Annotated in this window: 21 protein-coding genes; 9 read left to right on the top strand and 12 right to left on the bottom strand. The window is 67.5% G+C overall.

Going from position 1 to position 25,901, the window contains the following annotated elements; translation table 11 throughout:
• Positions 1–82 precede the first annotated feature (82 nt).
• Both DVK07_RS06550 and DVK07_RS06545 read right to left on the bottom strand, forming a co-directional pair.
• Entirely contained in the window at positions 83–1,021 is a 939-nt protein-coding gene (locus DVK07_RS06550; RefSeq protein WP_121596304.1) for a thiamine pyrophosphate-dependent enzyme, read from the bottom strand.
• A gap of 3 nt (positions 1,022–1,024) precedes the next feature.
• A complete protein-coding gene (locus DVK07_RS06545; protein ID WP_121596303.1) occupies positions 1,025–2,920 on the bottom strand; it encodes a 2-oxoacid:acceptor oxidoreductase subunit alpha in 1,896 nt (631 codons plus the stop codon).
• 173 nt (positions 2,921–3,093) lie between these two features.
• Here DVK07_RS06545 and dph5 point away from each other — a divergent pair, with 173 nt between their 5' ends.
• From dph5 to DVK07_RS06530, 3 genes are all read left to right on the top strand, one after another.
• Positions 3,094–3,891 (top strand): diphthine synthase, encoded by a 798-nt coding sequence (gene dph5, locus DVK07_RS06540; RefSeq protein ID WP_121596302.1) that lies wholly within the window; start codon positions 3,094–3,096, stop codon positions 3,889–3,891.
• Between the two features lie 93 nt (positions 3,892–3,984).
• Complete coding sequence (locus tag DVK07_RS06535) at positions 3,985–4,371, top strand: CBS domain-containing protein (protein ID WP_121596301.1); 387 nt, start codon at positions 3,985–3,987, stop codon at positions 4,369–4,371.
• 76 nt (positions 4,372–4,447) lie between these two features.
• Positions 4,448–4,822, top strand: a complete 375-nt coding sequence (locus tag DVK07_RS06530; RefSeq protein WP_121596300.1) for a CBS domain-containing protein — start codon at positions 4,448–4,450, stop codon at positions 4,820–4,822.
• Positions 4,823–4,865: 43 nt separating this feature from the next.
• On the opposite strand, the gene DVK07_RS06525 is transcribed toward DVK07_RS06530, so the two are convergent.
• From DVK07_RS06525 to DVK07_RS06485, 9 genes are all read right to left on the bottom strand, one after another.
• Entirely contained in the window at positions 4,866–6,113 is a 1,248-nt protein-coding gene (locus tag DVK07_RS06525) for a DUF4010 domain-containing protein (protein ID WP_121596376.1), read from the bottom strand.
• A gap of 190 nt (positions 6,114–6,303) precedes the next feature.
• Entirely contained in the window at positions 6,304–7,266 is a 963-nt protein-coding gene (gene artA, locus DVK07_RS06520) for an archaeosortase A (protein WP_121596299.1), read from the bottom strand.
• A gap of 122 nt (positions 7,267–7,388) precedes the next feature.
• On the bottom strand, positions 7,389–7,841 hold the full coding sequence (locus DVK07_RS06515; RefSeq protein ID WP_004598345.1) for a transcription elongation factor Spt5: 453 nt from the start codon (positions 7,839–7,841) through the stop codon (positions 7,389–7,391).
• Positions 7,841–8,017, bottom strand: a complete 177-nt coding sequence (locus DVK07_RS06510; protein WP_017342689.1) for a protein translocase SEC61 complex subunit gamma — start codon at positions 8,015–8,017, stop codon at positions 7,841–7,843. The genes DVK07_RS06515 and DVK07_RS06510 overlap by 1 nt, the downstream gene beginning before the upstream one ends.
• 119 nt (positions 8,018–8,136) lie before the next feature.
• Complete coding sequence (gene ftsZ, locus DVK07_RS06505) at positions 8,137–9,294, bottom strand: cell division protein FtsZ (protein WP_053771518.1); 1,158 nt, start codon at positions 9,292–9,294, stop codon at positions 8,137–8,139.
• Positions 9,295–9,439: 145 nt separating this feature from the next.
• A complete protein-coding gene (locus DVK07_RS06500; RefSeq protein WP_121596298.1) occupies positions 9,440–10,846 on the bottom strand; it encodes a D-aminoacyl-tRNA deacylase in 1,407 nt (468 codons plus the stop codon).
• 88 nt (positions 10,847–10,934) lie between these two features.
• Positions 10,935–11,885 (bottom strand): calcium/sodium antiporter, encoded by a 951-nt coding sequence (locus DVK07_RS06495; RefSeq protein WP_121596297.1) that lies wholly within the window; start codon positions 11,883–11,885, stop codon positions 10,935–10,937.
• Positions 11,886–11,994: 109 nt separating this feature from the next.
• Complete coding sequence (locus tag DVK07_RS06490; RefSeq protein WP_017342693.1) at positions 11,995–12,189, bottom strand: hypothetical protein; 195 nt, start codon at positions 12,187–12,189, stop codon at positions 11,995–11,997.
• Between the two features lie 74 nt (positions 12,190–12,263).
• Entirely contained in the window at positions 12,264–13,208 is a 945-nt protein-coding gene (locus DVK07_RS06485) for a PhzF family phenazine biosynthesis protein (protein WP_121596296.1), read from the bottom strand.
• 349 nt (positions 13,209–13,557) lie between these two features.
• Here DVK07_RS06485 and DVK07_RS06480 point away from each other — a divergent pair, with 349 nt between their 5' ends.
• Both DVK07_RS06480 and DVK07_RS06475 read left to right on the top strand, forming a co-directional pair.
• Positions 13,558–14,904 (top strand): alkaline phosphatase family protein, encoded by a 1,347-nt coding sequence (locus DVK07_RS06480; protein ID WP_121596295.1) that lies wholly within the window; start codon positions 13,558–13,560, stop codon positions 14,902–14,904.
• Positions 14,905–14,988: 84 nt separating this feature from the next.
• Positions 14,989–15,552, top strand: coding sequence for a hypothetical protein (locus DVK07_RS06475; RefSeq protein ID WP_121596294.1), 564 nt, complete (start codon positions 14,989–14,991; stop codon positions 15,550–15,552).
• Between the two features lie 41 nt (positions 15,553–15,593).
• Here the strand turns inward: DVK07_RS06475 and DVK07_RS06470 are convergent, their stop codons facing one another.
• Positions 15,594–16,334 (bottom strand): hypothetical protein, encoded by a 741-nt coding sequence (locus DVK07_RS06470; RefSeq protein ID WP_121596293.1) that lies wholly within the window; start codon positions 16,332–16,334, stop codon positions 15,594–15,596.
• Between the two features lie 140 nt (positions 16,335–16,474).
• Between DVK07_RS06470 and DVK07_RS06465 the strand changes: the two genes are divergently transcribed.
• From DVK07_RS06465 to gltB, 4 genes are all read left to right on the top strand, one after another.
• Positions 16,475–17,155, top strand: coding sequence for a DUF6517 family protein (locus DVK07_RS06465; protein ID WP_121596292.1), 681 nt, complete (start codon positions 16,475–16,477; stop codon positions 17,153–17,155).
• A gap of 2,029 nt (positions 17,156–19,184) precedes the next feature.
• The gene (locus DVK07_RS06460; protein WP_233565387.1) at positions 19,185–20,624 is read left to right on the top strand and encodes a hypothetical protein; all 1,440 of its coding nucleotides are present in this window, start codon (positions 19,185–19,187) and stop codon (positions 20,622–20,624) included.
• A gap of 123 nt (positions 20,625–20,747) precedes the next feature.
• On the top strand, positions 20,748–20,915 hold the full coding sequence (locus DVK07_RS23230) for an HEWD family protein (protein WP_199719430.1): 168 nt from the start codon (positions 20,748–20,750) through the stop codon (positions 20,913–20,915).
• A gap of 231 nt (positions 20,916–21,146) precedes the next feature.
• Entirely contained in the window at positions 21,147–25,877 is a 4,731-nt protein-coding gene (gene gltB / locus DVK07_RS06455) for a glutamate synthase large subunit (RefSeq protein WP_121596291.1), read from the top strand.
• Positions 25,878–25,901 lie beyond the last annotated feature (24 nt).

Here is a 25,901-nt window from a genome sequence, read left to right as displayed (position 1 = left end):
CCACTCCGTTTGTCACCAATGAAAAAATACCTTGCGAATCAAAAAACGAACGCACGGCGCCGTGAACGGTCGCCGGCCCCGCTCAGGCGTGTTTGTCGAGGAACATGTCGTGGGAACGCTCCCACTCGTAGTCGTCGTCCCAGTAGCGCTCGGCCAGCGGCTCCTCGGGCATCTCGCCGATTTCCTGCTTCTCGGCCCCGTAGGAGGGGCGCTCCTCGTCGACGTAGAAGCGGCCGGTGAGGACCTCGCCCTCGTACAGCGACTCCTCCGTCTCGCGCATCATCTCGGCGGCCTCGACGCGGTCCGTCTTGTCGAACTCGTAGTCGTCGGACTCGTTGACGTCGATGTACGGGACGTACTGGCGCGCGTCCTTGTTCCAGGTCGGACACTGGGTGAGGAAGTCGACGTGCGCGAACCCGTCGTGTTCGATCGCCTCGATGATGATCTCCTTCGCCTGGTTCGGGTTCACCGCGGCCGTCCGGGCGACGTAGGAGGCGCCGGCGTTCAGCGACATCGAGAGCGGCTTGATCGGCTCCTTGGCGCTCCCGTGGGGCTGCGTCTTCGACTTGTGGCCCTTCGGGCTGGTCGGGGAGGTCTGCCCCTTCGTGAGCCCGAAGATCTCGTTGTTGAAGACGATGTACGTCATGTCGTGGTTCTCCCGGGCCGTGTGGATGAAGTGGTTCCCGCCGATCCCGTAGCCGTCGCCGTCGCCGCCGGCGGCGATCACTTCGAGGTCGGGGTTCGCGAGCTTCGCGGCGCGGGCCACGGGCAGCGAGCGCCCGTGGATCGTGTGGAACCCGTACGTGTCGAGGTAGCTGTTCAGCTTGCCCGAACAGCCGATCCCCGTGCACAGCAGGGTCTCCTCGGGCGTGCGCCCGACCTCCGGCAGCGCCTGTTTCAGCGCCTTCAGGACGCTGAAGTCACCGCAGCCGGGACACCACGTCGGCTGCGGCTCCACGCCGGGGGTGTACTCGTCGCGGTCGATCTCTCGCTCCTCTCCGATCGCTGAAAACGTGCTCATTGGTTAGTCACCTGCGGCTGGGACGAAGGTGGTCTGATGGCCGGACGCGTCGCCGTCGCCCTCGACGATCGCGGCCTCGAACCCGTCGACGACCTCCGCCGGCTCGAACGGGTTCCCGTTGTACTTCAGCAGGCTCGACAGCTTCTCACCGTACTGACCGAGGTTCTTCTGGACGAGCCCGCGGAACTGTCCGGACGCCGTCATCTCGACGACGAGGACCTCGTCGACGCTCTCGACGAACTCCCTGACCTGCTCGGTCGGGAACGGGAGCATGTCGGAGACGCCGTACGACTTCACCGAGATCCCGGCGTCGTTGAGGCGACCGACCGCCTCCTCGACGGTCCCCTGCTGGCTGCCGAACGTGAGGATGCCGTACTCGGCGTCCTCGGGGCCGGCGTACGAGCCCGTGTCCTCCTGATCGAGGTCGTCGCGGATCGCCTCCAGCTTCTGGGTCCGCCGGTCGATCTGCGCGACGCGGTTGTCGGGCGACTCGGCGATGTGCCCGGTGGGGTCGTGCTCGTTGCCGGTCGCGAGGAAGCGACCGCCCTTCTGGCCGGGGATCGACCGCGGGGAGACGCCGTCCTCGACGTCGTGCTGGAACCGGTGGAACTTCCCGTCGGGCGAGTGCGGCTCGTCGGCGAGCGCGTCCTCGGAGAGCGTCTTCCCGAGCGTCGGGTTCGGCTCGCGGTCGAAGTGGCTCTTCGGGACGTTCTTCAGTTCGCCGCCGAGCTTCTGGTCGTACAGCAGGATCGTCGGGATCTGGTACTCGTAGGCCAGCCGGAAGGCGATCCGCGACTGCTCGTACGCCTCCTCGACGGTCCCGGGCGCCAAGACGACGCGCTGGGAGTCGCCCTGCGAGGTGTAGAGGACGTGTTCGAGGTCGGACTGCTCCGGCTTCGTCGGCATCCCGGTCGAGGGGCCGGCGCGCATGGCCTCGACGAGGACGACGGGCGTCTCCGTCATCTCCGCGAGCCCGAGCGGCTCCGACATCAGCGCGAACCCGCCGCCGGAGGAGCCGGACATCGCCTTCACGCCGGCGTGCGAGGCGCCGACCGCGAGCGCGGCCGCCGCGATCTCGTCTTCCACCTGCTCGGAGATCCCCCCGAGCTTCGGCAGGTTCTGCGTCATGATGGTGAACACCTCGGTCCACGGCGTCATCGGGTAGCCGGCGATGAACCGGCAGCCCTCGTCGATGGCGCCGTAGGAGATGGCGTCCGAGCCGGACATGAGCAGCTGGGTCTCGTCGTGTTCGCCCGTCGGTACCGACACGTCCGGGGCGTCCACGTCGTACTCCTCTTTGACCTGATCGTACGCGATCTGGAGGATCTCGAGGTTCGGCTCGAGGATCTTCTCCGGCATCGCGTCGCGCATGAGGTCCTGGACGTGGTCGAGGTCCATCCCGGTCAGCGCGCAGGTCGCGCCGACGCCGGCGGTGTTCCGCATGACCTCACGCCCCTGATCGCGGGCGAGCCCGCGGAGGTCGAGGGGGTACACGTGCCAGTCGTTCTCCTCGGCGCGCTCCTCGAAGTCCGGAATCTCCGAGGCGTCGAGGAGCCCCTCGTCGTAGACGATGACCCCGCCCTCGCGGAGCTCGTCGAGGTTCTCCGAGAGCGGCTTGATCTCCTCGTTGCCGTAGACGGCCTCCTCCTGCGGGTTGCGGGCGAACGAGTCGCCCAGCGCGAGCAGGAAGTTGTAGCCGTCGCCTCGGGATTCGACGGGGCCCGCCGACGCGCGGACCTCGGTGTAGGTGTGACCGCCGCGGATCCGCGACGGGTAGTGCCGATGCGTGAAGACGTTGAGCCCCGATCGCATCAAGGCCTTCGCGAAGTTCTGGCTTGTCGAAGCGATCCCGTCACCGGACCCCCCCGATATCCGCCAGATGAGTTCGTCGTCAGTCATAGTGGTGTGTGAGCCCGAGTGGGCCTCGTGGTCGGAAGTTGTGTTGGTTCCCTCTTAGGGCTTGCTATGGAATCCCAAGGGACAATCATGAAGGTCTATTAGGGTGCCACGCTGTCCCACGCCGCCGACCGGGGTTCCGCGCCCTTTTACTTCGACGCGCGCCGAGCGCTCGCATGCTCACGTTCATCGGGCTCGGCCTCTACGACGAGCGCTCCGTCACCGTCGAGGGACGGGAGGCGCTGCGCGAGGCCGACCGCGTCTTCGCGGAGTTCTACACCAGTCGGCTCGTCGGCGCCGACGTCGCCGACCTGGAGGCGCACCACGACGTCGAGATCGAGGTCCGGGACCGCGCCGGCGTCGAGCGCGACCCGGAGCCGATCTTGGAGGCCGCCGAATCCGGCGACGCGGCGTTCCTCACCGCCGGCGACACGATGATCTCGACCACCCACACCGACCTCCGGCTTCGCGCCGAGGAGCGGGGGATCGACACGCGGGTGATCCACGGCGTCACCGCGCAGTCGGCGGCGTCGAGCCTCACCGGCCTCCAGAACTATCGGTTCGGCAAGGCGACGACGCTCCCGTTCCCGTACGCGCACGGCGGCGACGACGTGCCCGCGAGCGTGATCGAGACGATCGAGGCGAACCGGGAACGCGGCCTCCACACCGTCGTCTACCTCGACATCAAGGTCGGCACGGGGCCGACCGGACCGGACCCCGACCACGAGGAGTACATGACCGCGGACGTCGCCGCCCGGTTACTCGCCGACAACTGGGGCGACGAGCTCGCGGTCGTCGTCGCGCGCGCCGGCTCGCCGGACGCGGTCGTCGCGGCCGACCGCCTGAGCGCGCTCGCCGAGCGCGAGTTCGGCGACCCGCTCCACCTGCTCGTGATCCCCGGCGACCTCCACCACGTCGAGGCGGACGCCCTCGTCGGCCTCGCCGGTGCTCCGGAGTCGCTCGTCGAGGAGTGAGTCCCTCGCGGTCGGACCCCGCGGCGGTCGGACCCCGCGACCGCCTCCTGCCGACCGGACGTTTGATTACCGTGCCTCGCGTTACCACGCTCCATGAACGACGTGCCCGTCGACCGGCTCATGTCGACCGACCTCACGACGATCGAACGCGGGGCCGCCGCGGCCGACGCGGCGAAGCGGATGCGCGACACTGGCGTCAGTTCGATCCTCGTCGTCGAGTCCGACGGGACGCTGGCCGGGCTGATCACCGCCACGGACTTCGTCGCGCTCGTCCGCGACAACGACCCGAAGGACCGGACGCCGGTCGAGGCGTTCATGACCACCGACGTCGTCACGGTGGGTCGCGAGGACACGGTCGCCGAGCTGGCGGAGCCGACCGCACACGGGTACACCCACCTCCCGGTGACCGACGCCGACGGCAGGCCGATCGGGATGGTGTCGACGACGGACCTCACCGCGCACCTCTCGAAGGCGCGGTGACGGGCCGGAACCGCGGCGCCCGCCCCGCGTTGTGCGTTCCGGAAGAGTAATGTGACACGGTAACACACGACGAGGCATGGATCTCGACGACAGGACCCGCGTCGCGGACGTGATGTCGACCCCGCTGGAGACGATCGGCGCGTCCGCGCCGATCCGGGAAGCGGCGAAGCGGATGCGTGACGACGGCATCAGCGCGCTCGTCGTGACGACCGGCGGCGGCTGTATCGTCACGCAGAGCGACGTCGTCGGCGCCGTCGCCGACGGGCTCGACCCGGAGACGACGGCGGTCCGCGACGTGATGACCGAGGACGTGGAGACGGTGACGCCCGACCTCATGATGCAGGAGGTCGCCGCGATGATGACGATGTACGGCGTGAAACACCTCCCGGTGGTCGACGACGACTACGTCGGCATGGTCTCGTCGACGGACATCGCCGAACACCTCTCCTGAGGGCGAGAGTTCCCGACTCACCCCGATTTCGTGGCGAAACCGATCAGAGCAGCAGCAACGGTATCCCCGCGATCACGCCCACGGCGATCAGCAGGAGGTTCCACAGGAACACCGGCCGCACCAGTTCGCGCGCGATGCTCGCCGCGAAGGCGGTCTTGATCAGGATGCTGGCGGCCGTGCCGGCGACCACGCCCGCGACCGCGGTGTCGACCCCGATCTGTCCGGTCCCGAGCAGCGAGACGGCCGTGGTGGTCGAGGTCCCCGACGACACCAGCCCGGCGAGGAAGGAGGTGACGACGAACCCGCCCGCGCCGAACGTCTCCTCGGCGACCGCCGAGACGAGCAGCACGACGAGGAAGAGCGCGCCGAACGTGAGCGCGTTGCCGAGGCTGAACGGGGAGGTGAGTTCCGCTTCCATGTTCGTCCGCCAGTCGCTTCGCCACACCGCGACGCCGATCCCCGCCAGCGTGATCGCGCCGAGGGGCACTCCGACGACGAGCGCCGCCTCCGGGACGAAGACGGCGACCACCGCGGCGTTGCGGAAGGCCATGGCCGCGTTCGCGAGGAGGATCGACCCCACCGCGATCTCGCGCAGGTCCGCCCGTCCCTTCGCGCGCTTCGCCATCTCGGCGACGACCGCGGTCGAGTTGACGAGCCCGCCGAAGAAGCCCGTCACCGCGTAGCCGCGCCCCTGGTACCGCTTCACCAGCACGTAGTTGACGAAGCCGATGGCGCTGACCGCGACCACGAGCGACCAGACGAGCCGCGGCTGGACCGCGTTCCACGGGTCGATCGTCTCCGCGGGGAGGAGGGGGAAGACGACGAACGCGAGGATGGTGAACTCCACCGCGCTGCGGACCTCCTGCCGGGAGAGCCCCCACGCGAACGCGTGGAGCTCCCGCTTCAACACGAGCAGCAGCGACGAGAGCACGGCGACCGTCACCGACTCGATGAAGAGTCCCTCCGCGACGAGGACGCCGACTCCGTACGCGACGAGCATCGACGCCGACGTCGTCAGCGAGAGCCCGTCGACGTCGGCCTCGACGAAGCTCCGGACCGCTAAAAGCACCGCGCTGGCGACCACCAACACCCCACCGACGACGAGCAGCCCCGGCTCGCCGAGCAGCGAGAACACCGCGGCCGCGAGGCTGACGAGCGCGAACGTCCGGATCCCCGCCGACTTCTGGGACCACTCGCGCTCTAACCCGAGGAACATGCCGAGCGCGGTCGCGAGCACCAGCTTGGCGACGTTCGTCTCCAGGTAGACGAACGGGTCGACCCCGCTCAGCACCGGCGAACACCCCGTCGCGGCCGGGCTCCGCGGCCGGAGCCCGGCGGTCCGTCCCGCGTCCTCGCAGTCATGGTCGCTCGTACCCGTCCCCAACGTCTATAGCTTGCTATATAGCACTATGTATCCTCGGGATTACTCCGGGACACGACCGCCCTCGATCGCCCGCGGGTGCCGTCGTCCGGCCTCCGAGCTACCGGTTCGTCGGCTCGCGCGGCAGGTCGAGCGACTCCGTCAGGTCGTGTTCATCGCCGGTGATGAGGTAGAGGACGTCCTCTAAGATCACCGCGAGCTCGGGCAGCTCGCGCACCGCGAGGAAAGTGATCGCGATGAGCGCCACGACCGCCAACAGCTGGCTCATGATCCGGTCGGAGATGAGGAAGGAGACGCGGTACGGGTCGGTCGCGCCGAACATCGTCAACACCAGGTCCGGGTACCAGTGCATGTACTGGTTACCCGCCACCACCGAGATGAACGTCGTCCGGAGGATGTTGAGGACGTAGATGAGCGGGAGCGACACCGCGAGCGCGCGGAGCTTCCGGGAGAGCGGCGCCTCGACGGCGGCCACGAGGCCGCCGAAGATGGCCATGCTCCCGAGCCCCGTACACGCCAGCACGATGTGGATGATGACCGTGTGGCCGTCGTCGAGCGTCCACGAGTACGCCGCCTCGTACCCCTCGTTGCTCGTCACCGCCTCGGGCGCGTAGCCGAGCAGATCGATGAGCGCCCCGGTCTGCGAAGCCACGATTTCGATGAGGATCCGACGGGGCTCCGGCACCGCGACCCCGGCGAACGTGAACGCCGGGATCGTCTCGAACGGGAGGTAGATGAACAGCATGATCGCGATGGCCCGGGTGAGGGTGAAAAGCGACGCCCGCCCGTCGTACAGGAGGTACCCCGCGTACACGCTGGCCGGAAAGCCGACGAGCGCGAGGATCGACTCCACGTAGCTCTGGTGTTCGAACGCGAAGTACGGTACCGTCGACAGCCAAAAGAGTCCGAACAGCGCCCACGTTGCGGCCGCGAGCGTCCGCCCCGCGGACAGTCCGCGGCTGTCGAGCAGCCACGCCGTCGCGAAGAGGATCGCGACGATCCACGCGAACGTGAACGTGTCGGGGATCACGCTCAACACCGCCGGCGCGCCGTGGCCGAACATATCCGTTTCGTCCGTCGTCGTCGAATAAAGCCCTTGTCGTTGCGTGCGAGACCGATGTCAGAGCGCCGGACCGTTCCGTCGCGGCTCCGCCGTCCGTCGCGCCGCTCGCTCAATTTGAGGAGCTAGCGCTCCTCGCTGTCGAGCACGCGGATCTGGTCGCCGCGGACCGTCACCGGAATCGGGACAGTCGCCTCGTACAGCTCGACGGTCACCTGGTCTTTCCCCTCGTCGATCCGCTGGACGCGCGCCTTCTCGCCCTTGAACGGGCCGGCGATCAGCTCGACGATGTCGCCCTCGCCGATCCCCTCCACGTCCGGGGTCGGCGAGAGGAAGTGCTCGACCTCGGAGAAGGGGCTCTCGGCGGGGCCGTCGCCGCCCTGAATGACGCCGCGGGCGTGCGGAATCTCGTCGAGGATCCGCCCGAAAGCGGTCCCGTCGGTCGCCTCGACCATCACGTAGCTCGTGAGCTGGTCGGGGGCGATGACGGCCTGGATCTCCGGCGCCTCCTTCTCGGCGATCATGTCGGCGACCGTCCGCTCCTGGCTCGCCGTCGTCTTGACCGAGTAAATCGGCATTACGCGCCGACCCCCGGGAGCAGGCTCATGATCGCGAAGATCAGGAAGCCGATGAACCCGATGAGCAGAATGCCGGCGCCGGCGATCTTCGACACCTGGAGGAATTCGTCGGTGCTCGGCGTGCTCGCCAGCTTCAGCACCCGAATGTAGCTGTTGAGGTCGTACGGAACGTCCATGTTGCGAGCAGATTCGAGACGAGACGGTTTTTACCTTTTGATGCGGGCCCGAGTCGGGCGGCCACGCGACCGCGGTCGCCCGGCCGCGCGAGGCGACCGACTCCGTCGTCCGGCGCCCGTTACTCGACGTAGTCGATGTCCTCGACGTCGCTCGGCGCGCCGCCCTCCGGCGGCTCGCCGTTGCTCCCGTAGATCTGCGGCGACTCGACGCCGGTCACGACGATCATCGTCCGCATCTCGCCCTCCAGTTCGTCGTCGACGGAGGTCCCCCAGATGATCCGCGCGTCGGGGTCGATCCGGTCGTAGATCTCCTCGACGACGCCCTCCGCCTCCTCGATGGACATGTCGGTGCCGCCGGTGACGTTGACGAGGGCGGAGTTCGCGCCGGAGATGTCGACGTCGAGCAGCGGCGAGCGCAGCGCGGACTTCACGGAGTCCTGCGCCTTCGAGTCGGAGTCGGACTCGCCGAGCCCGATCATCGCGACGCCGCCCTTCTCCATCACGGTGCGGACGTCGGCGAAGTCGAGGTTGACGAGCCCGGGCATCGTGATCAGCTCGGTGATCCCCTTCACAGAGCGCATCAGGACCTCGTCGGACACCTTGAACGCCTGCCGGACCGGGAGCTTCCCGACCGCGTCGAGCAGGCGGTCGTTGGGGACGACGATGACGGTGTCGCTCACGTCGCGGAGCCGCTCTAAGCCGGCCTCGGCGTTCGTCCGGCGCACCTCGCCCTCCGCCGTGAACGGCGTCGTGACGATGGCGATGGTGAGCGCGCCCGACTCGCGGGCCGCCTTCGCGACGACCGGCGCCGAGCCGGTCCCGGTGCCGCCGCCGAGCCCGGCGGTGACGAACACCATGTCGGAGCCGTCGATGGCGTCCTGGATCTCCTCTTGGGACTCGATGGCGGCCTCCTCGCCGACCTGCGGGAGCGAGCCCGCGCCGCGCCCCTGCGTCTTCTGCTGGCCCATGAGGATCTTCGTGTCGGCCTCGATGTTGACGAGGTGCTGGACGTCGGTGTTCGCCGCGACCAGCTTCGCGCCGTGGATCCCCTCCTCGGTCATGCGGTTGACCGTGTTGCCGCCGGCGCCCCCGCAGCCGACGACCGTGATGTTCGTCTGGAGGTCCTGGAGGACGTCCTGCAGCTCGTCGTCGGTCATCGTCCCGGTCTGCGGCGGCGCGCCGGCGCTCCCCCCGGCGGCGCTCTCGCCGGCTCCCCCGGCGTCGTCTGCGGGGGCCTCTTCGGCTTCGTCGATGGCGTCCTCAACGATGGAGTCCATTATGTGGTGAGGTTGCGACCCGGACGTATTTATTTTTGCCCGTTCGTCTGACTCGCGTCAGACACCGAAATCCCCGGCGTTCGCGGCCGACCCGAGCACGTACGGCTCCCGCGGGCGAGCTGACGCTGCCGCGGGCGTTTATAAATTATTTCAGGCCGGAGCCGTCGATCGGGAACCGGTCCGTGCGCGTCCGCGACACGTCCTCCGGCTCGACGGCCTCGCCGTCGACCTCGACGGCCTCGCCGTCGGCGAGCCGACCGAACGCCGGCCCCTCCGGGACGCCCCGCTCGGCGGCCAGCGACGGGTCGAACGCCCTCTCGCTTGCGACGACCGCGCCCTCGTCGGGCGACACCTCGACCGCGTCGTATCCCGTTTCCAGCACGTCCGCCAACCCCTCGACGAGGTCCGCGTACCCGGGCGTCTCGGGGTCTGTCGCGAACGCGACGCGCCCGGCCGCACGAGTACCGCCCTGCTCCGTGTCGAACGCGACGGCGACGCGCTCGACCGCCGCGCGAGCCGCGTCGGCGTCAAGTCCCTGTGCCCGCGAGAGCAGTTCGTCCGGGAGGTCGCGGACGCGGACCTCGTCGGCGATCCCGTCGCCGCGCTGCTCGCCGGCCAGTCTCGGTTCGACCGCGCCGAACCGCAGCCCCTCGTCGACGGGACCGATCTCTGCCTCCAGGTGCTCGACGAGCGGGAGCGGGGCGTCGCCGACCTCACGGACCCACGTCTCGCTCACCACCCGATGGCCGAGATCCTCGACGACCGCGGCGAGCTCGGGACGGTCGCCGTCGATCACGGCGCGTTCGGCCCGACTCCGATCGAAGGCGGCCGCTATCACGTCGCGGTTCGCTTCCGGCGCGCCGAGGTCGGCGAGCGCCCAGTCGGCGCCGACGTGCCCCACCGCCCACTCGGTCTCGCGGACGATCCGGGTGAACCGCGGCGCGTAGTGACCGCCGCCGAAGCCGACGACGTGGCGGGGCCGACCCTCGGCGTCGGGCAGGTCCGCTCCGGTCCCCCGCAGATCGAGGACCGCCCGCGCGACTGCCCGGGCCGCGTCCGGGTCCTCCCACTGCGGCTCGTCGGAGCCGAGTTCGACGAACAGGGAGGGGACCGAGACGTCCGTCGGGCCGTGGTGCGTACATTCGATCCCGACCTCGTACCCGTCCGGCGCGTGTCGCGCGAGCGCCTCGACGACGCGCTTCTCGGCGCCGGGCGCCGCCCGCGCCAGCGACTCGGGTTCGCCGCCGTACTCGGCGCCGCCGAAGTTCCCGGTGACGTGTGCGGTGAGGAGCTTCCCGGTCTCGCCCGAGTGCCGGGAGACGAACGCGAGGAACTCGGGGTCGCAGTCGAACGCGGCGGTCGGGTCCGACAGGCGGATGTGGAGCTCGTCGAACTCGCGGAGCTCGAAGCCCTCGGTCCGGTAGTAGGTCCCGCCCCCGTCGGCGTCGGGGAGCGCGTCATCCTCCCGGGCCTCCCAGTCGCCGACCTCCAACAGCCGCTCGCCGATGTGCGCCGAGGCGCCGTCGGCCCGGCTGACGACGATCGCTATCACGTCACCGGCTCCGCCGCCCGCGACCGAATACCCGTCGGTTCGCGCGCCCCTCAGCCCCGTTCCTCGGACGCCCGCACGCCGTCCGTCGTCACGGGAGCAACAGGTAGACGAAGACCCCGTAGCCGACCGTGAGGACCGCGCCGTCGACGCGGGTGATCCGCTCGCGGTACGCCATCACCCCGACGATGGCGGCCGTGAACGCGAGCAGCGCGGGGAACTCGAAGCCCCGGACGCCCGGCGCGACGCCGATGGGGGTCACCACCGCGACGATGCCGATGACCGCGAGGATGTTGTAGATGTTCGAGCCGACGACGTTGCCGACGCTGAACTCCGCCTCGCCGCGCACCGCGGCCACGACGCTCGCGGCCAGCTCCGGCAGCGACGTGCCGAGCGCCAACACTGTGAGCCCGATGAAGATGTCTGAGAAGCCCGCGGCCGCCAGAAGCGACTCGCTGCCGTCGATCAGCCACTGCGAGCCGAGGACGAGCGCGGCGATCCCGGCGACGACGATCGCGGCGTCGCGGAGCTTCGCGTCGGGCATCTCGTCACGCTCGCTGTCGGTGATCGCCGACTGGTTCTCCTGGACGCGCCGCAGGACCGCGGCGGTGAACGCGACGAGCGCCGCGAGCAGCACCGCGCCGTCGAACAGGCCGATCCGGCCGTCCCAGCCGAGGCCGACGAGCAGCACCGCGGCCAGCACCATGAACGGCACGTCCCGGCGGAACACGGTGTCGGAGACGTCGAGCGGGCGGATGATCGCCGAGACGCCCAACACGAGCCCGATGTTCGCGATGTTCGAGCCGACGATCGCGCCGAGGCCGATGTCGGTCGACACCGTGACGGCGCCGAGGAGCGAGACGAAGAGTTCCGGGGCGGTCGTCGCGAACGCGACGACGGTGACGCCGACGGTCGACGCCTTCAGCCCGACGGCGAGCGCGAGGTCCCTCGCGCCCGCGACGAGCAGTTCGGCGCCGGCGTACAGGAGGGCGACGCCGCCGGCGATCAGCAGCAGTTCGACGAGTGGCGACCCGGGCAGCACGGCTCCCGGTTCGCAACGCCGTTTCAAAAGGCTCGTGATCCCCGGTCGGGGGACGGCCGCGGCTGATCGCTTCGCGGTCGGGCGCCCGTCTCTCGCCTTCGGCGTCGATTCAGGCGTGTGCCGACCGGAACTCGCCGTGTTTTACGCCGATCGCGAACGCGAGCGCGCCGAAGACGAGCATCGACGGGACGACCATCATCAGCGTCGTCTGGAGGGGCATCATCCCCGCGCCGATGAGGCCGCCGGCGCCGATCGCGACGATCAGTACGAGGATCGCTGCCGCGCGTGGAAGGTCGAACTCCATGGACCGGGTACGTCGCGAGCGAGCCTAAACGTTCGGTCCGCGGGACGGGTTCCGGGTCCCAGAACCGACCGCGCTCACGCCTCGATAATCTCGTCGTCCTCGTCGTCGGGGACCCGGATCTCGCCGTCGAGCGCGACCGTTGCCTGCCCGCCGACGCGGACGCCCTCCGCCTCGACGCGGACGCGGACGTGGCCCGGCCGGTCGACGAAGTGGCCCTGTTCGAACCGGAACTCGTCGGGTTCGTCGCCGTCGAAGGCGTCGACGCGGCGGAGGTACCCCCCGACCGCCCCGCTCGCGGTGCCCGTGACCGGATCCTCGGGGATGCCGAGCGACGGCACGAATGCCCGGCCGTGGAGCGTCGAGTCCGCGTCGAGCGCGTCGAAGGTGAACGCGTACACGCCCGCGACGTCGAACTCCTCGGAGAGCGCCTCGACCGCGTCGTCGTCCGGGTCGGCCTCGCCGAGCCGCTCCAAGAAGTTCACGGGGACGACGAGGAACGGCAGCCCGGTCGACGCCACCGCGACGGGGAGGTCCGCGCCCACGTCGCGCAGCGCGGCGGGGTCGACCCCGAGCGCGGCCGCCACTCGGTCGAGGTCGACGTCGACGACCTCCACGCTCGGCGCCTGCTGTCGCATCCAGACGGTGCCGTCGTCGTCGACCGCGACCGCGACGTCGCCGACGTTCGTGCGGACAGTGCGCTCGCCGCCGTCGATCGCCCCCTCGGCGAACAGGGCACCGTAGGTCGCGATCGTGGCGTGCCCGCAGAGGTCCACCTCCGTCGTCGGCGAGAAGTAGCGGAGCCGGTCGTCGGCCGCGCCGTCGCCGGCCGACTCATCGCCGTCACCGGCCGCCCCGTCGCCGTCGGCCAGGAACGCCGTCTCCGATGCGCCGAGTTCCGCGGCGACCGCGGCCATCTGGTCGTCGCTCAGCCCCTCGGCGTCCGGGACGACGCCCGCGGCGTTCCCGGTCAGCGGCTCAGCGGCGAACGCGTCGACGAGCAGCGCGCGTCGGGTCTCCATGTCGGACCCTCCGCGGGTCACGGACAAAAAGCCTCCCGAGCCGCTCCGGGGCCGTCAGACGGCGTTCCGGCGCAGCGGCCGGTCGCGTTAAGTTAGTACTCACCTAGCTGCTGTCATGCGATTTTTTGTAGTGTTCTGGAATGTTGTAGCGGATCGTGTTCTGAGGATCAACGAGAAGGAGAACTGAGAAGGCAGATCCAGTTTCTCCCGGAGTTACTACCTATCTTGAGTATATAAATCGGCTTTCCAAAACTCGCGGGATACTCTTACCGTCTTGCGTTTCTGCTTAACTTAACGCGACCCAGCGGCCGATGTCAATCCTTTTGCCTTCGACCGCGGATGGGTGTGTATGGGCCTCTTCGACCGGCTGCGTGGGAGCGAGACGCCGCGGGTGGCGTTCATCGGGATCGACGGCCTCTCGTACCGGCTCGTCGCCGACAACCCGGAGACGTTCCCGACGCTGTCGGCGATCGCGGACGACGGCGAGGGCGGACGGATCGACAGCATCGTCCCCGCGGAGTCGAGCGCGTGTTGGCCGAGCCTCACGACGGGAAAGAACCCGGGCGAGACGGGCGTGTACGGCTTTCAGGACCGCGAGGTCGGATCCTACGACACGTACGTGCCGATGGGCCGCGACGTTCAGGCCCCCCGTGTGTGGGACCGCGCGACCGACGCGGGGTTCGACGCGACCGTGATGAACGTCCCAGTCACGTTCCCGCCGCAGCGGACCGTCCAGCGGATGGTCTCCGGCTACCTCTCGCCCGACCTCGACGCGGCCGCGCATCCCGAGGAGCTCCGGGAGAACCTCACCGAGAGCGACTACCGGCTGTCGGTCAACGCGAAGCTCGGCCACAAGGAGGACAAGAGCGCGTTCTTCGAACACGCCCGCGAGACCCTCGACGCCCGCGCCGCGGCCTTCGAGCGGTACGTCGAGCGCGACGACTGGGACCTCTTCGTCGGCGTCTTCACCGCTCCCGACCGCGTCAACCACTTCCTGTGGGGCGACTACGAGGACGGCGGGACGTACCGGGAGGAGCTGCTCTCGTTCCACGCCGCCTTAGACGAGCACGTCGGCTCGATCCGCGAGGCGCTCCCGGACGACGTCACGCTCGTCGTCGGCTCGACGCACGGGTTCCGGCGGCTGCGCTACGACGTCTACTGTAACGAGTGGCTCGAACGCGAGGGGTGGCTCTCCTACGCGGACGACGACCACGACGCGCTCGCCGACATCGACGACGACGCCCGCGCGTACTCGCTCGTCCCCGGCCGCTTCTACCTCAACGTGGAGGGCCGCGAGCCGAACGGCGTCGTCCCCGAGTCCGAGTACGAGGAGACGCGCGCGGAGCTGCGCGATGCGCTGGAGTCGTGGACCGGTCCCGACGGGAACCCCGTGGCCGACCGCGTCGTCGACCGCGAGACGGTGTTCCGGGGCGACCACGCGGCCATCGCCCCCGACCTCGTCGTCCTCCCGAACGACGGCTTCGACCTCAAGTCCGGGTTCCGCCCGCACGACGAGGTGTTCGACCCCGACGGACCCCGGACCGGGATGCACGCCTTCGACGACGCCGCGCTGTTCGTCGACCACCCGGACGCGACGATCGAGGACGCCGACCTCCTCGATGTCGCCCCCACCCTCCTCCGACTACTCGACATTGACTACGGCCGCACGGACTTCGACGGGGCCTCCCTGGTCTGAGTCGGCCGAGAGTCCTCTCGCGGCGACCGCTTCCCCCCCGAGACGGTCGACCGCATTGAAGTGGGCCCGTCCCCACCGGTCGGTATGGAGCGCACCCCCGACGGGACTCCCGTCGGCGTCGACGACCCGTACGCGGTCGCCGGCGTCTGCGACCACCTCACCGACGACGGCCGCTGTCGGTTCGCGCTGACGCGGGCCGGTGACGACCGCGAGTTCGCGGCGGCCCGGCGCGCGGACGGGTACGACTGCCACGTCGGCGCCGACGGCGAGTGGCCCAGGTGCCCGCACTACCGGTCGACGACGGACGGGCGCGAGTGCCACCGATGCGGACTGGCGGAGGTCCGGCTGGCGCACGACGACGCCCGACCGCTGGTGGAGGAGCACCACCTCTCGTACGGCGACGCCGATTCCTCCGCACCCGGCGCCTCAGAATCGGACGACTCAGAATCCGACGGCGCCGGCCCCCACGAGATCACCGTCGCGCTGTGTCGCTGGTGTCACACGAAGGTCCACAAGTCGTTCGCACGGATCGACGACGACGCCGTCCCCGATCCCGAGGCGATCGCGGCCCGCGAGAGCCGCCGGAGCAAGGAGCAGTCGGAGTCCGCGTTCGAGACCGCGAGCGAGCGGTTCGACCGGCAGGAGTAGCGGGACAGAACGGGGAGGGAAACGTCGGTCGACGCGTCGACTCAGTTGTCCGATTTCGGCCGGATCAGGTTCGCCAGCGCGACGAGCAGCCCGAGGAACCAGCCGAGCGGAACGGAGATGCCGATCCACATCAGCACGTAGCCGAGACCGGGAGCACCCCACTGTTGTCCGAACGTGTCCAGATCGAACGCGCCCTGAAGCGTCTCGTTGATCCCGCCGACCGTAAGGAACGTGTCGAGGATCCACTGCGCGAGTTGGGAGCTCGGTGGGAGGATTATTTCACCGATTGCCGGTGTGATCACTGCCGCGACGACCGGCGGCAGGAATATCGCCGTCATCGCGAACGGATAGGCGAGGAAGACGCTGACGAACCGACCGCCGACCTTCGAGAAGCCGGCCGCAAGCCCGGCAGAGACGACTGCAACGATGCTGGCTAGCCCGATGACGAGCATGATGTCCGTCGGCAGTTGGAAATGGGCGAGGAGCGTCAATGAACCCCACACGACGGTCGCGACGATCACCGCGCCGAGCACGCCGAAGCGCGTGACCGCGGAGTCGAGCTTCGCCGCGTAGAAGCGCGTGGCGAACCCGACGAGCAGGAGGGGGTACGCGACCGCGACGAGCGGCGCGCCCAGCACCGCCCAGAGGTAGTAGCCGACCGACTGGACGGCCGTCTCGGGCTTCCACTTCCCTAAGACGGCGCTCGGGTCGAGCTGCCGCGGGAAGACCACCTCCATCCACGTCTCGTGGAGGCGAACCACGTCTAAGAAGAGCGCTTCCACCAGCCCGGTTTGTCCTCGTCGTTCCATTTGCCTCACGTCGCGCGCGGCCCGACGTGAACTTTGTGCCTTCGGCTGCGGGGTTCTCGCGACCGATAGACGCGTCGATAGGCTTAAAGAACCGTGTAGACCTACCGGAACACATGAAACGACGTGGACTGCTCGCGGCACTCGCGGCGTCGACCTCGGTCGCTATCGCCGGGTGCGCCGGCGAGGACGGGAGCTACGAGTTCGACGCGGAACCGGCGCGCGTTCCCGAGTCCGCGTACGCGGAGGGCTACTCCGGGGAGGATCCGGAATCGTACACCATCGACCGCGAGTTCAACGTCACTGGCGTGAACGCGAAGGTCACGGCGACGACGTGGGTCGCCCGGTACACCAACTCGACGACCCAGTCGGCGCTGTTCGTGGCGAGTACGCCGAACGCCTCCGTCGCCGGCCAGTCGGTCAATCCGCTCGTCAGGGTGGAGGGCGCGGATCTCATCCGACGGCTCCTCAACCAGATCAATCAGCAGGACGTCGGCGGCGGCAACGCCGACATCCAAACGGACGACATCGAGGAGCGCGGCGAGGAGACTCGGACGATCCTCGGCGAAGAGACCACCATCCCGGTCTTCGAGACGACGATCAGCGCCGACGTCGAGGGGACGGGTAACTCGACCGGATCCGTCGAAGACGTCCCCGTTCTCCTGTACATCGCTACCGTCCAACACACCGCGGACGGCGCGGACAGCGAAGACGCGATCGCGATGGTCGGCGTCCACCCGGAACAGGCGTCCCAGCGCGAGCAGTTGCTCTCGATGATGGAAGCGGTCGAACACTGACCCGCCCCGGCGACTCGCCTCTCCGCTCTTCTCTCCCTCAGGTTTCGGTCGTCCCGCACGAATCTCCGACCACGACCCGGTTACGAGGCGACGCAGTCATGCGATTATTTCTTCGAACGGAAGCTTTCACGTCCGTAAGTCACTTATAAGCGATCGACCCGAGTGAGAGATCCCGCGGTGTGACAAGAGGCGCTTCGCGGGGCCTGGCCGACTACTGACGCCGCGCCGCCCCGAGAGCGACCGCTCTGGCATCCGTGGCTCGTTCGCTATGATCCGGACGCGATCGCTTCGATGGCTGTGGGTCGTCGTCGTAATGAGTGCTGTGGTGGGCGCCGTTGTCTTACTAATTATCTCTGGGACATTCGCAGCCTCCGCACAACTATGGGATGTAGATAGTGCGAGCGATCTTGAAATTGGATCCGAACAGCAGCAAGTAGTCACCAATATCGAAGTTCTTGACTCTAACGAGCCTGTCGAGATTCATGTTGGAGCTCTTGTTGACTCTGGCGCAGAGTTAGATCACAACGCGACATCCTATCGAATAGACATTGATGAGAAAACGAATAGCTCAGAGGTGTATATAGAAAACCCGAACAGCTCAAATGCGACCGTTGTCGTGTCTGCTTCAGCAATTTCCAGTCCTGGCCGGTTTGATCTATACATCAACAATATAGATACAACAAATGTTAGTAAATACGATGAAGAAGGAGCAAAAATAAATCGCGATCTTTCATATACCGCTGAACAGGGAGGAAAGAAAGCATCTGTTAGTTTTACCATATCTTCTCTTGGATCTATCGAATTCAAATCTGACACGTATAACCAATCTACACAATCTGTTTTCTACGATTACTCCGCAAACAACAATCAAAGTCTAAACACTGCTGTAACAATTTGGAAGGAGAAGCAAGATGGGGGCCTAGGAGAGAAAATCAAAACTGTAGAGACATCTAGTAAAAATATATCGCTCAGAGACACTAATATCGAAGGTGAAACAAAGATAATAATTGGTCTTCACTCTTCACCGGACAAGCACGGTTTCAATGCGATCTACGCTTTAGATTCAACAACTATCAATGTCTCTGTGCCTGCTCAACTCATAGGTGGTCCATTTTATTACAGCAGAACTGACGTGGATAAGGGGTCTAATGGTACTCTCCTGTTCGAATTCAACACGAATATATCCCGTTCTCAGGGATATATAACTACTAAATTATCCAACAATAGGACAGGAAATATCTCTATTAAAAACAACCCAGAGGCGTTTGACATAAATGGTGAGTTTCTGTATGTTTATCCCCCGACCGCAGCCAACATTTCTACTCAAGATATTCAACCAGTGATCAACAATATCGAAGTTGGTGGTATTGTCTCCACATCAAGTAGTAATCCGTTCAAAAACCAATTTAGTTCTCCTGTTCGTGTAGATAATTTAGTCTATAGTGGGAAAGAATATACAATCAATCAAGGTTCAAATATTGGCATCCAATTAGAACAACAGTATACCTATAATCTATCAAAAATCAACGGAAGTTCAGTTAGACGAATAGATTCTACTGGGTTAAACACTGTTCATACGGTAAGAACAGAAGGTCTTAGTCCCGGCCACTACTCAGTGAGTTCTAATTCTGGAACAGAGAATATCACCTTCCATTTGATTGACTCATCCATTCATTTTGAAACAGCTGACACAGTAAACGGATCTCAGATACCGATTCATATTGGAGCGAATGGAACCAATCGGACTGCTGTTCTTAATGTCTCGAAGGCAAATTCTGGTATGATATCTCGGACAGAGATTATGTTGAATAACGCTTCCAATGTCAGTAGATATATTCCTGTTTCTCAACCCGGAATATATTCAGTAGAAGTACATGATCTGGATACGAATATCACCACTACTCAGGATGTAGAGGTTTTGAAAGACAGAAACCCTACTGTCCGTGCTACTATTCATGAGAAATTACACAGTGGCAGCCATCTCGATCTAGTTCTAAATTCAACATATGATACCTCTTCGATAACTTTGATGTCATCAGATAATACCACTACAACACTCGAACTGACAACCACCGAGACGAGTCCGACACCAGTCACGCTCAACACGTACGCGTCGCCGGAATCGCCGTCGAAGTTCGTCACGACCGGGTCCGGCATCGACGTCGAATCGGTCACGGGCGATACCGCTCCGCTCTCGCCCGGGACGTACGACCTGACGCTGCGGTCGGAGCATGGCACCGAAGTCGCCAACGACACCGCGACGGTCACCGTGGAACCCCGCTCGACGAGCGACCTGGCCGCGTACACCACGCGAGCGGTCGCTCCCGGCGAGTTCGGGAACGCGACCGCGGTTCGAGAGGCGATCGCCGACGGAACGCTCACGCCGGCGACGGCCGCGACCGCGAACGACACCGTCGTGTACGCCGTGAACGCGACCGGTCTGACGGGCCTCCCGGCGGCCGCGAACGCGTCGCTGAAGCGAGGTGCGGACCTCGACCGCCTCGACGGCCTCTCGTTCGGCGTGTCGCCGACGGGGACGGCGAACAACGAGTCCATCGGGGGCGACGCGCTCGGTCGGACGCCGAACGAGTCCGCGGTCCACCTCGACCGGGAGGGCCTGTACGTCGTCGCCGACGGCGAACGCGCATTCGGCACCGAGACGCTCCCCGATCCCGGCGCGACGTTCGAGGCCGGGTTCCGAGTCGACGACGACCGACTCCGTCGGACTGCGGCGGACGACCGGCACCGCGCGACGACTGTGCTGACCTACGCCGCCGCCGACTCGACCGGAGCGAGCGCGTCCGCCGACTTGCAGGCGTCGGGCTCGACCGGCACGGCGGGCGGTTCCGGTTCGGCCAGCGGCGGTTCGGTCGGCGGGAGTTCGGTTGGTGGCGGCTCGGCCGGTGGCGGCTCGACCGGTGGCGGCTCGACCGGTGGCAGTTCGACCAGTGGCGGCTCGACCGCCGGCAGTTCGACCGGTGGCCGGAGCGCATCCGGAGGGGGCGCCGGCCCCGCAGTCTCGGCCGGAGCCGGTAACGCCACGAACGCGGGCAGTCCGGGTTCGTCCGAGGAGTCGCCCGGACCGGACGCGAACCGCCCGGCGCCGCGCCCCGGGGTGGGCATCTCGATCGCTCCCGGGACGTCGGAGATTCCGCCGTCCGCGGTGCCGCCGGAGCTCTTCGGACCCGGCGGACGTGAGCGCGGCGCGGGCGACTCCCCGGCGGCCGGGTCTCGCTCCGAGAACGGTCGGTCGAACGACGCGGGTGGCGGTGAAGGCGACGGCGCGACGTCGACGGAATCCGCCGACTCGATCGAGCCGTCCGACTCGTCCGCGCCGAGCGACCTCGGGTACGACGAGGCGCCGATCCGATCGACCGTGTACGACCTCCCCGGTTTCGACGCCGCCGCGTCGCTCGCGGCGCTGGCGGGCGCGTCGCTTCTCGCTCGGCGTCGCGGACGCGGATCGTGATCGCGACGGCGCTCGTGATCGCGGAGTCGCGGTCGGCGGGGCCCCGTCGGACCGGGTCACTGCGGGCGGTCGGCGCCGCCGATCGCCGGTATCCTTTTGCTCGCTGGTGACGTTCGCCCGGACATGAGCGTGACCATCACACCGCCGGAGGAGCGCACGTGCGAGCTGTGCGGGCGCGATGAGCGGTGGGACGACGAGGTCGACGGGTGGCGCATCGCGGACGAGCCCGGCAACGTCTACTGTATCCACGAGTGGGACATCAACGGCTCGTTCGTCCCCCTCGAAGAGTAGTCCGCGACTGGACGTTCCGCCACTCTGATCGGAATCCGTGAGACGACCGCGGAGAATTCCTGTAGAATCCGTCAATATGTGGCTCGTAGTGAAGAATTTCTGATCGATACCGTGGTGTGTGATCTGGTCACCACCCGTGATGAATAATTACCTTATATTCCCTAATGTGTGTACGATGGATCCTACCCCTATCAGGGTCATACCTTTAACTGTTCACTCGTACGCGAGTGTATGACCAAGTCACGTAGTACCACCCGGGGCGTACGCGACTCGGAGTCCTCGGGTCAGGAGGGGGGGCTCGCGGCGCCGACGGACGACCGGTCGAACTGCGGCATCGGCGGGGTCGTCGACCTCGACGGCGCGCCGTCGCACGAGGCCGTCGCGGACGCGGTCGAACTGCTCGAGAACCTCGAACACCGCGGGACGACGGGCGCGGAGGAGAACACCGGCGACGGCGCGGGGATCATGGTCGCGCGTCCGGACGAGTTCTTCCGCGAGGTCGTCGACGCCGACCTCCCCGAGGAGTACGCGGTCGGCTCCGTGTTCATGCCGCCCGAACCGGGTGTCCAGGCGGAGATCCACGACGTCATCGCCGAGGTGTGCGCCGTCTACGGGCTGGAGGTGCTGGCGTGGCGCTCCGTCCCGACCGATAACAGCGACCTCGGCGCCACGGCGCTCGACTCCGAGCCGGAGGTGTCGCAGGTGTTCGTCGCGCCCGTCGAGGGCGCGGGACTCGCCCAGCGGTTCACCAGCGAGGAGAATCGGTCCGACGACGTCGACCCCGACCTGCTCGGGTTCGACCGCGCGCTGTACGCCGCCCGCCGCGAGATCGAGAACGCGGTGTCGGACGTCGACGGCGCCGGCCGCTTCTACGTCTGCTCGCTCGACCGCCAGCGCGTCGTCTACAAGGGCCTGCTGAAGGGCTCGCAGCTCGACGGCTACTACCCGGACCTGACGGACGAGCGGTTCGCGAGCCACGTCGCCTTGGTCCACGCCCGGTTCTCGACGAACACGCTCGGCGCGTGGCACCTCGCGCACCCGTACCGCAACATCGTCCACAACGGCGAGTTCAACACGATCCGCGGCAACGTCAACTGGATGCGCGCCCGCGAGAACGACCTCGAACACCCGGCGTTCGGGGCCGAGCTCGACACGATCAAGCCGGTGATCGACGACCCGAACCAGTCGGACACCGCGAGCGTCGACAACGCGCTCGAACTCCTGCTCCAGACCGACCGCGACCTCCCCCACGCGCTCCGGATGCTGATCCCGGAGGCGTTCCGCGGCGACGACCTGATGGCCGACGACCGCGCCGACTTCTACGACTACCACGCCTCGCTCGTCGAGCCGTGGGACGGCCCCGCGCTGGTCATCGGCTTCGACGGCGAGCGCGTCGCCGGCGTCTTGGACCGCAACGGGCTGCGCCCGTGCCGCTACGAGGTGACGACCGACGACCGACTCGTCGTCGGCAGCGAGGTCGGTGCGCTCCCGACTGAGCCCGCCGACGTGCGGCGCCGCGGTCGACTCCAGCCCGGCGAGATCTTCGTCGCCGACCCCGAGGCGGGCCGGATCGTCCCCGACGACGAGGTGTTCGAGGAACTCACCGACGAGAAGTACGGCGAGTGGGTCGAGGACGGCCAGGTCGACCTCGACGCGCTCACCGACGAGGACGGCGTCGCGGCCGGCATCGACGCCGAGCCTGTGGGGGAAGGAGACGATACGGGTGAGTCGAGCGAGGCGGACGACGAAGACGAAACTGAACCCACCGTCCGCGCCCACCAGGCCGCGTTCGGCTACACCACCGACTCGCTGAACCACCTCGTCGAGCCGATGGCGAAGGACGGGAAGGACCCGGTCGGCTCGATGGGCGACGACACGCCGCTCTCGGTCCTCGCCGACGTCGACCGCCCCCTCTTCACCTACTTCAAGCAGCTGTTCGCGCAGGTGTCGAACCCGCCGATCGACTACATCCGGGAGGAGCTCGTCACCTCGCTGGAGACGCGAATCGGCAACCAGCGGAACCTCCTCGACGAGACGCCCGAACACGCCGAGCAGATCGTCGCCGACACCCCGATCCTGACCGACGCCGAGACGACGGCTCTGCGAGACCTCCCCGGGCCGGGCGAGCGAAGTCCGGGGGACCGCGACGGCGACGACGACGCGTCCGGCGGGCCCTCGTTCACCTCGGTCACCGTCGACGTCACCTACGACCGCGACGGCTCGCTCGTCGACGCCGTGAGCAGAGTCCGCGAGGACGCCGCGGCCGCCATCGAGGACGGCGCGGACGTGGTCGTCCTCTCTGACCGCGCTGTGGGGCCGGACCGCCTCGCGGTACCGAGCCTGCTCGCGACCGGCGCGGTCCACCACCACCTCGTCCGGAAAGGGCTCCGCAACCGCGCGGGCGTCGTCGTCGAGTCCGGCGAACCCCACGAGGTCCACCACCTCGCGACGCTCGTCGGCTACGGCGCGGACGCGGTCGACCCGTACCTCGCGTACGCCTCCATCGCCGACGTGGTCGCCGGTCCGGACGGCGCCGACGAGGACGAGGCGCTCGCGGCGTACCGCCACGCGCTGGAGGACGGCCTCCTCAAGACGATGGCGAAGATGGGCATCTCGACGATGGAGTCGTACCAGGGCGCCCAGATCTTCGAGGCGGTCGGCCTCGACTCCGACTTCGTCGCCGAGTACTTCGAGGGGACCGAGATCCGCACCGAGGGGATCGGGATCGAACAGATCGAAGACGACCTCCGCACGCGCCACGCGATGGCCTTCGGCGCCGACCCCGAGCTGGAGACGATCGGCGAGTACGAGCACCGCTCCTCGGGCGTGAAACACGGCTGGAACCCCCAGACCGTCGGCACGCTCCAGCAGGCGGTCCGCGGCGGCGACTACGAGCAGTATCAGGAGTTCGCCGAGCTGGTGAACGACCAGACCGAGGAGCTCCAGTCGCTGCGCGGCCTGCTCGAGTTCGACTCCGACCGCGACCCGGTGCCGGTCGACGAGGTCGAGTCCGTCGAATCGATCGTCGAGCGCTTCTCGACGGCCGCGATGAGCCTCGGGAGCATCTCGCCGGAGGCCCACGAGAACAACGCGGTCGCGATGAACCGGATCGGCGGGAAGTCGAACACCGGCGAGGGCGGCGAGCCGCCCGAGCGGTTCGACACGGAGAAGGAGTGTACGGTCAAGCAGGTCGCCTCGGGCCGGTTCGGCGTCACCTCGGAGTACCTCGCGAGCGCCGAGGAGCTCCAGATCAAGATGGCGCAGGGGTCGAAGCCCGGCGAGGGCGGCCACCTCCCCGGCAAGAAGGTCAACGAGATGATCGCGCACGTCCGGTGTTCGACCCCCGGCGTCGGGCTCATCTCGCCGCCGCCGCAACACGACATCTACTCCATCGAGGACCTCAAGCAGCTCATCTTCGACCTGAAGGCCGCCAGCCCCGAGGCCGATGTCAACGTGAAGCTGGTCTCCGAGGCCGGCATCGGCACCATCGCGGCCGGCGTCGCGAAGGCGAACGCCGACGTGGTCCACGTCTCGGGCCACGACGGCGGGACCGGCGCCTCGCCGAAGACGTCGATCAAGAACGCCGGCCTGCCGTGGGAGCTCGGGCTCGCGGAGGCGAACCAGATGCTCCGCGCCACCGGCCTTCGCGACCGCATCCGCGTGTCGGCCGACGGCGGGCTGCGGACCGGCCGCGACGTCGCCGTCGCGGCCGCGCTGGGCGCCGAGGAGTACGTCTTCGGCACCGCGTCGCTCGTCACCGCGGGCTGCGTGATGGCCCGGCAGTGCCACGAGAACACCTGCCCGGTCGGCGTCGCCACCCAGCGCGAGGACCTCCGCCAGCGGTTCCCCGGTCAGCCGGACCACGTCATCAACTACATGACGTTCATCGCGCAGGAGCTGCGCGAGATCATGGCCGAGCAGGGGTACACGGAACTGGAGGAGTTCATCGGCCGCCCCGAACTGCTCACCCAGCGCGAGACGGACCACGAGAAGGCGAAACATCTCGACCTCTCCGCGGTGATCGCCGAGCCCGCGGGCGAGTCCCGCACGAAGGTCCGCGAGCAGCCCCACGGCGGCATCGACGACCTGCTCGACTGGGACCTCATCGACGAGGCCGCGCCGGCCATCGAGGACGGCGCGCCGGTCGCGCTCACCCGCGACGTGCGCAACGTCGACCGCGCGGTCGGCGCGACGCTCTCGAACCGCGTCGTCTCCGAGCACGGCGGCGAGGGGCTCCCGGACGACACCATCTCCTGTCGGTTCGACGGCGAGGCCGGACAGAGCTTCGGCGCGTTCCTCGCGCCCGGGATCACCATGGAGCTGTCGGGCGCCGCCAACGACTACGTCGGGAAGGGGCTCTCCGGCGGCCGAATCGTGATCGATACGCCCGCCGAGGCCGCGTACGACCCGACGGAGAACGTCGTCGCGGGTAACGTCTGTCTGTACGGCGCCACGTCGGGCGAGATGTACGTCAACGGCGTCGCGGGCGAGCGGTTCGGCGTCCGCAACTCGGGCGTCCGGGCGGTCGTCGAGGGCGTCGGCGACCACGGCTGCGAGTACATGACGGGCGGCGTCGTCGCCGTCTTGGGCGACACGGGCCGCAACTTCGCGGCCGGGATGTCCGGCGGCGTCGCGTACGTGTACGACCCCGACGACCGGCTCGGCGACCGCGTGAACCGCGGGATGGTGTCGGTCTCCGAGACGCTCGAGGAGTCCGACGAGCGGATGCTCCGCCGGCTCGTCGAGAACCACCGCGCCTACACCGACAGCGAGCGCGCGGCCGACCTGCTCGACGACTGGGAGGCCGCGCTCGACGACTTCGTCCGCGTCTTCCCCGACGCGTACGCCGAGGTCATCGCGGAGGGCACGGGCGCCGACGTGCGCGAGGAGCCGCCCGCGCCCGCCGCCGCGGTGCCGGACGCCGACGCCGACGCGACCGGTCAGGTGTCGAGCGACGACTGAGGCTCGGAGAAAAGTCGCCTGCGG

Origin of the sequence: Halorubrum sp. Atlit-26R, assembly GCF_003666015.1 — an archaeon.
Lineage (GTDB): Archaea > Halobacteriota > Halobacteria > Halobacteriales > Haloferacaceae > Halorubrum.
This window is presented reverse-complemented; position numbering and strand designations above follow the sequence as displayed.

Excerpts from the sequence above, each read along its gene's own strand:
- DVK07_RS06545 (WP_121596303.1), bottom strand. The coding sequence starts at position 2,920 with ATGACTGACGACGAACTCATCTGGCGGATATCGGGGGGGTCCGGTGAC.
- DVK07_RS06465 (WP_121596292.1), top strand. The coding sequence starts at position 16,475 with ATGAAACGACGTGGACTGCTCGCGGCACTCGCGGCGTCGACCTCGGTC.
- gltB (WP_121596291.1), top strand. The coding sequence starts at position 21,147 with ATGACCAAGTCACGTAGTACCACCCGGGGCGTACGCGACTCGGAGTCC.
- DVK07_RS06530 (WP_121596300.1), top strand. The coding sequence starts at position 4,448 with ATGGATCTCGACGACAGGACCCGCGTCGCGGACGTGATGTCGACCCCG.
- artA (WP_121596299.1), bottom strand. The coding sequence starts at position 7,266 with ATGTTCGGCCACGGCGCGCCGGCGGTGTTGAGCGTGATCCCCGACACG.
- DVK07_RS06510 (WP_017342689.1), bottom strand. The coding sequence starts at position 8,017 with ATGGACGTTCCGTACGACCTCAACAGCTACATTCGGGTGCTGAAGCTG.
- DVK07_RS06475 (WP_121596294.1), top strand. The coding sequence starts at position 14,989 with ATGGAGCGCACCCCCGACGGGACTCCCGTCGGCGTCGACGACCCGTAC.
- DVK07_RS06485 (WP_121596296.1), bottom strand. The coding sequence starts at position 13,208 with ATGGAGACCCGACGCGCGCTGCTCGTCGACGCGTTCGCCGCTGAGCCG.
- DVK07_RS06550 (WP_121596304.1), bottom strand. The coding sequence starts at position 1,021 with ATGAGCACGTTTTCAGCGATCGGAGAGGAGCGAGAGATCGACCGCGAC.
- ftsZ (WP_053771518.1), bottom strand. The coding sequence starts at position 9,294 with ATGGACTCCATCGTTGAGGACGCCATCGACGAAGCCGAAGAGGCCCCC.
- DVK07_RS06480 (WP_121596295.1), top strand. The coding sequence starts at position 13,558 with ATGGGCCTCTTCGACCGGCTGCGTGGGAGCGAGACGCCGCGGGTGGCG.
- DVK07_RS06490 (WP_017342693.1), bottom strand. The coding sequence starts at position 12,189 with ATGGAGTTCGACCTTCCACGCGCGGCAGCGATCCTCGTACTGATCGTC.
- DVK07_RS06515 (WP_004598345.1), bottom strand. The coding sequence starts at position 7,841 with ATGCCGATTTACTCGGTCAAGACGACGGCGAGCCAGGAGCGGACGGTC.
- dph5 (WP_121596302.1), top strand. The coding sequence starts at position 3,094 with ATGCTCACGTTCATCGGGCTCGGCCTCTACGACGAGCGCTCCGTCACC.
- DVK07_RS06535 (WP_121596301.1), top strand. The coding sequence starts at position 3,985 with ATGAACGACGTGCCCGTCGACCGGCTCATGTCGACCGACCTCACGACG.
- DVK07_RS23230 (WP_199719430.1), top strand. The coding sequence starts at position 20,748 with ATGAGCGTGACCATCACACCGCCGGAGGAGCGCACGTGCGAGCTGTGC.
- DVK07_RS06460 (WP_233565387.1), top strand. The coding sequence starts at position 19,185 with ATGTCATCAGATAATACCACTACAACACTCGAACTGACAACCACCGAG.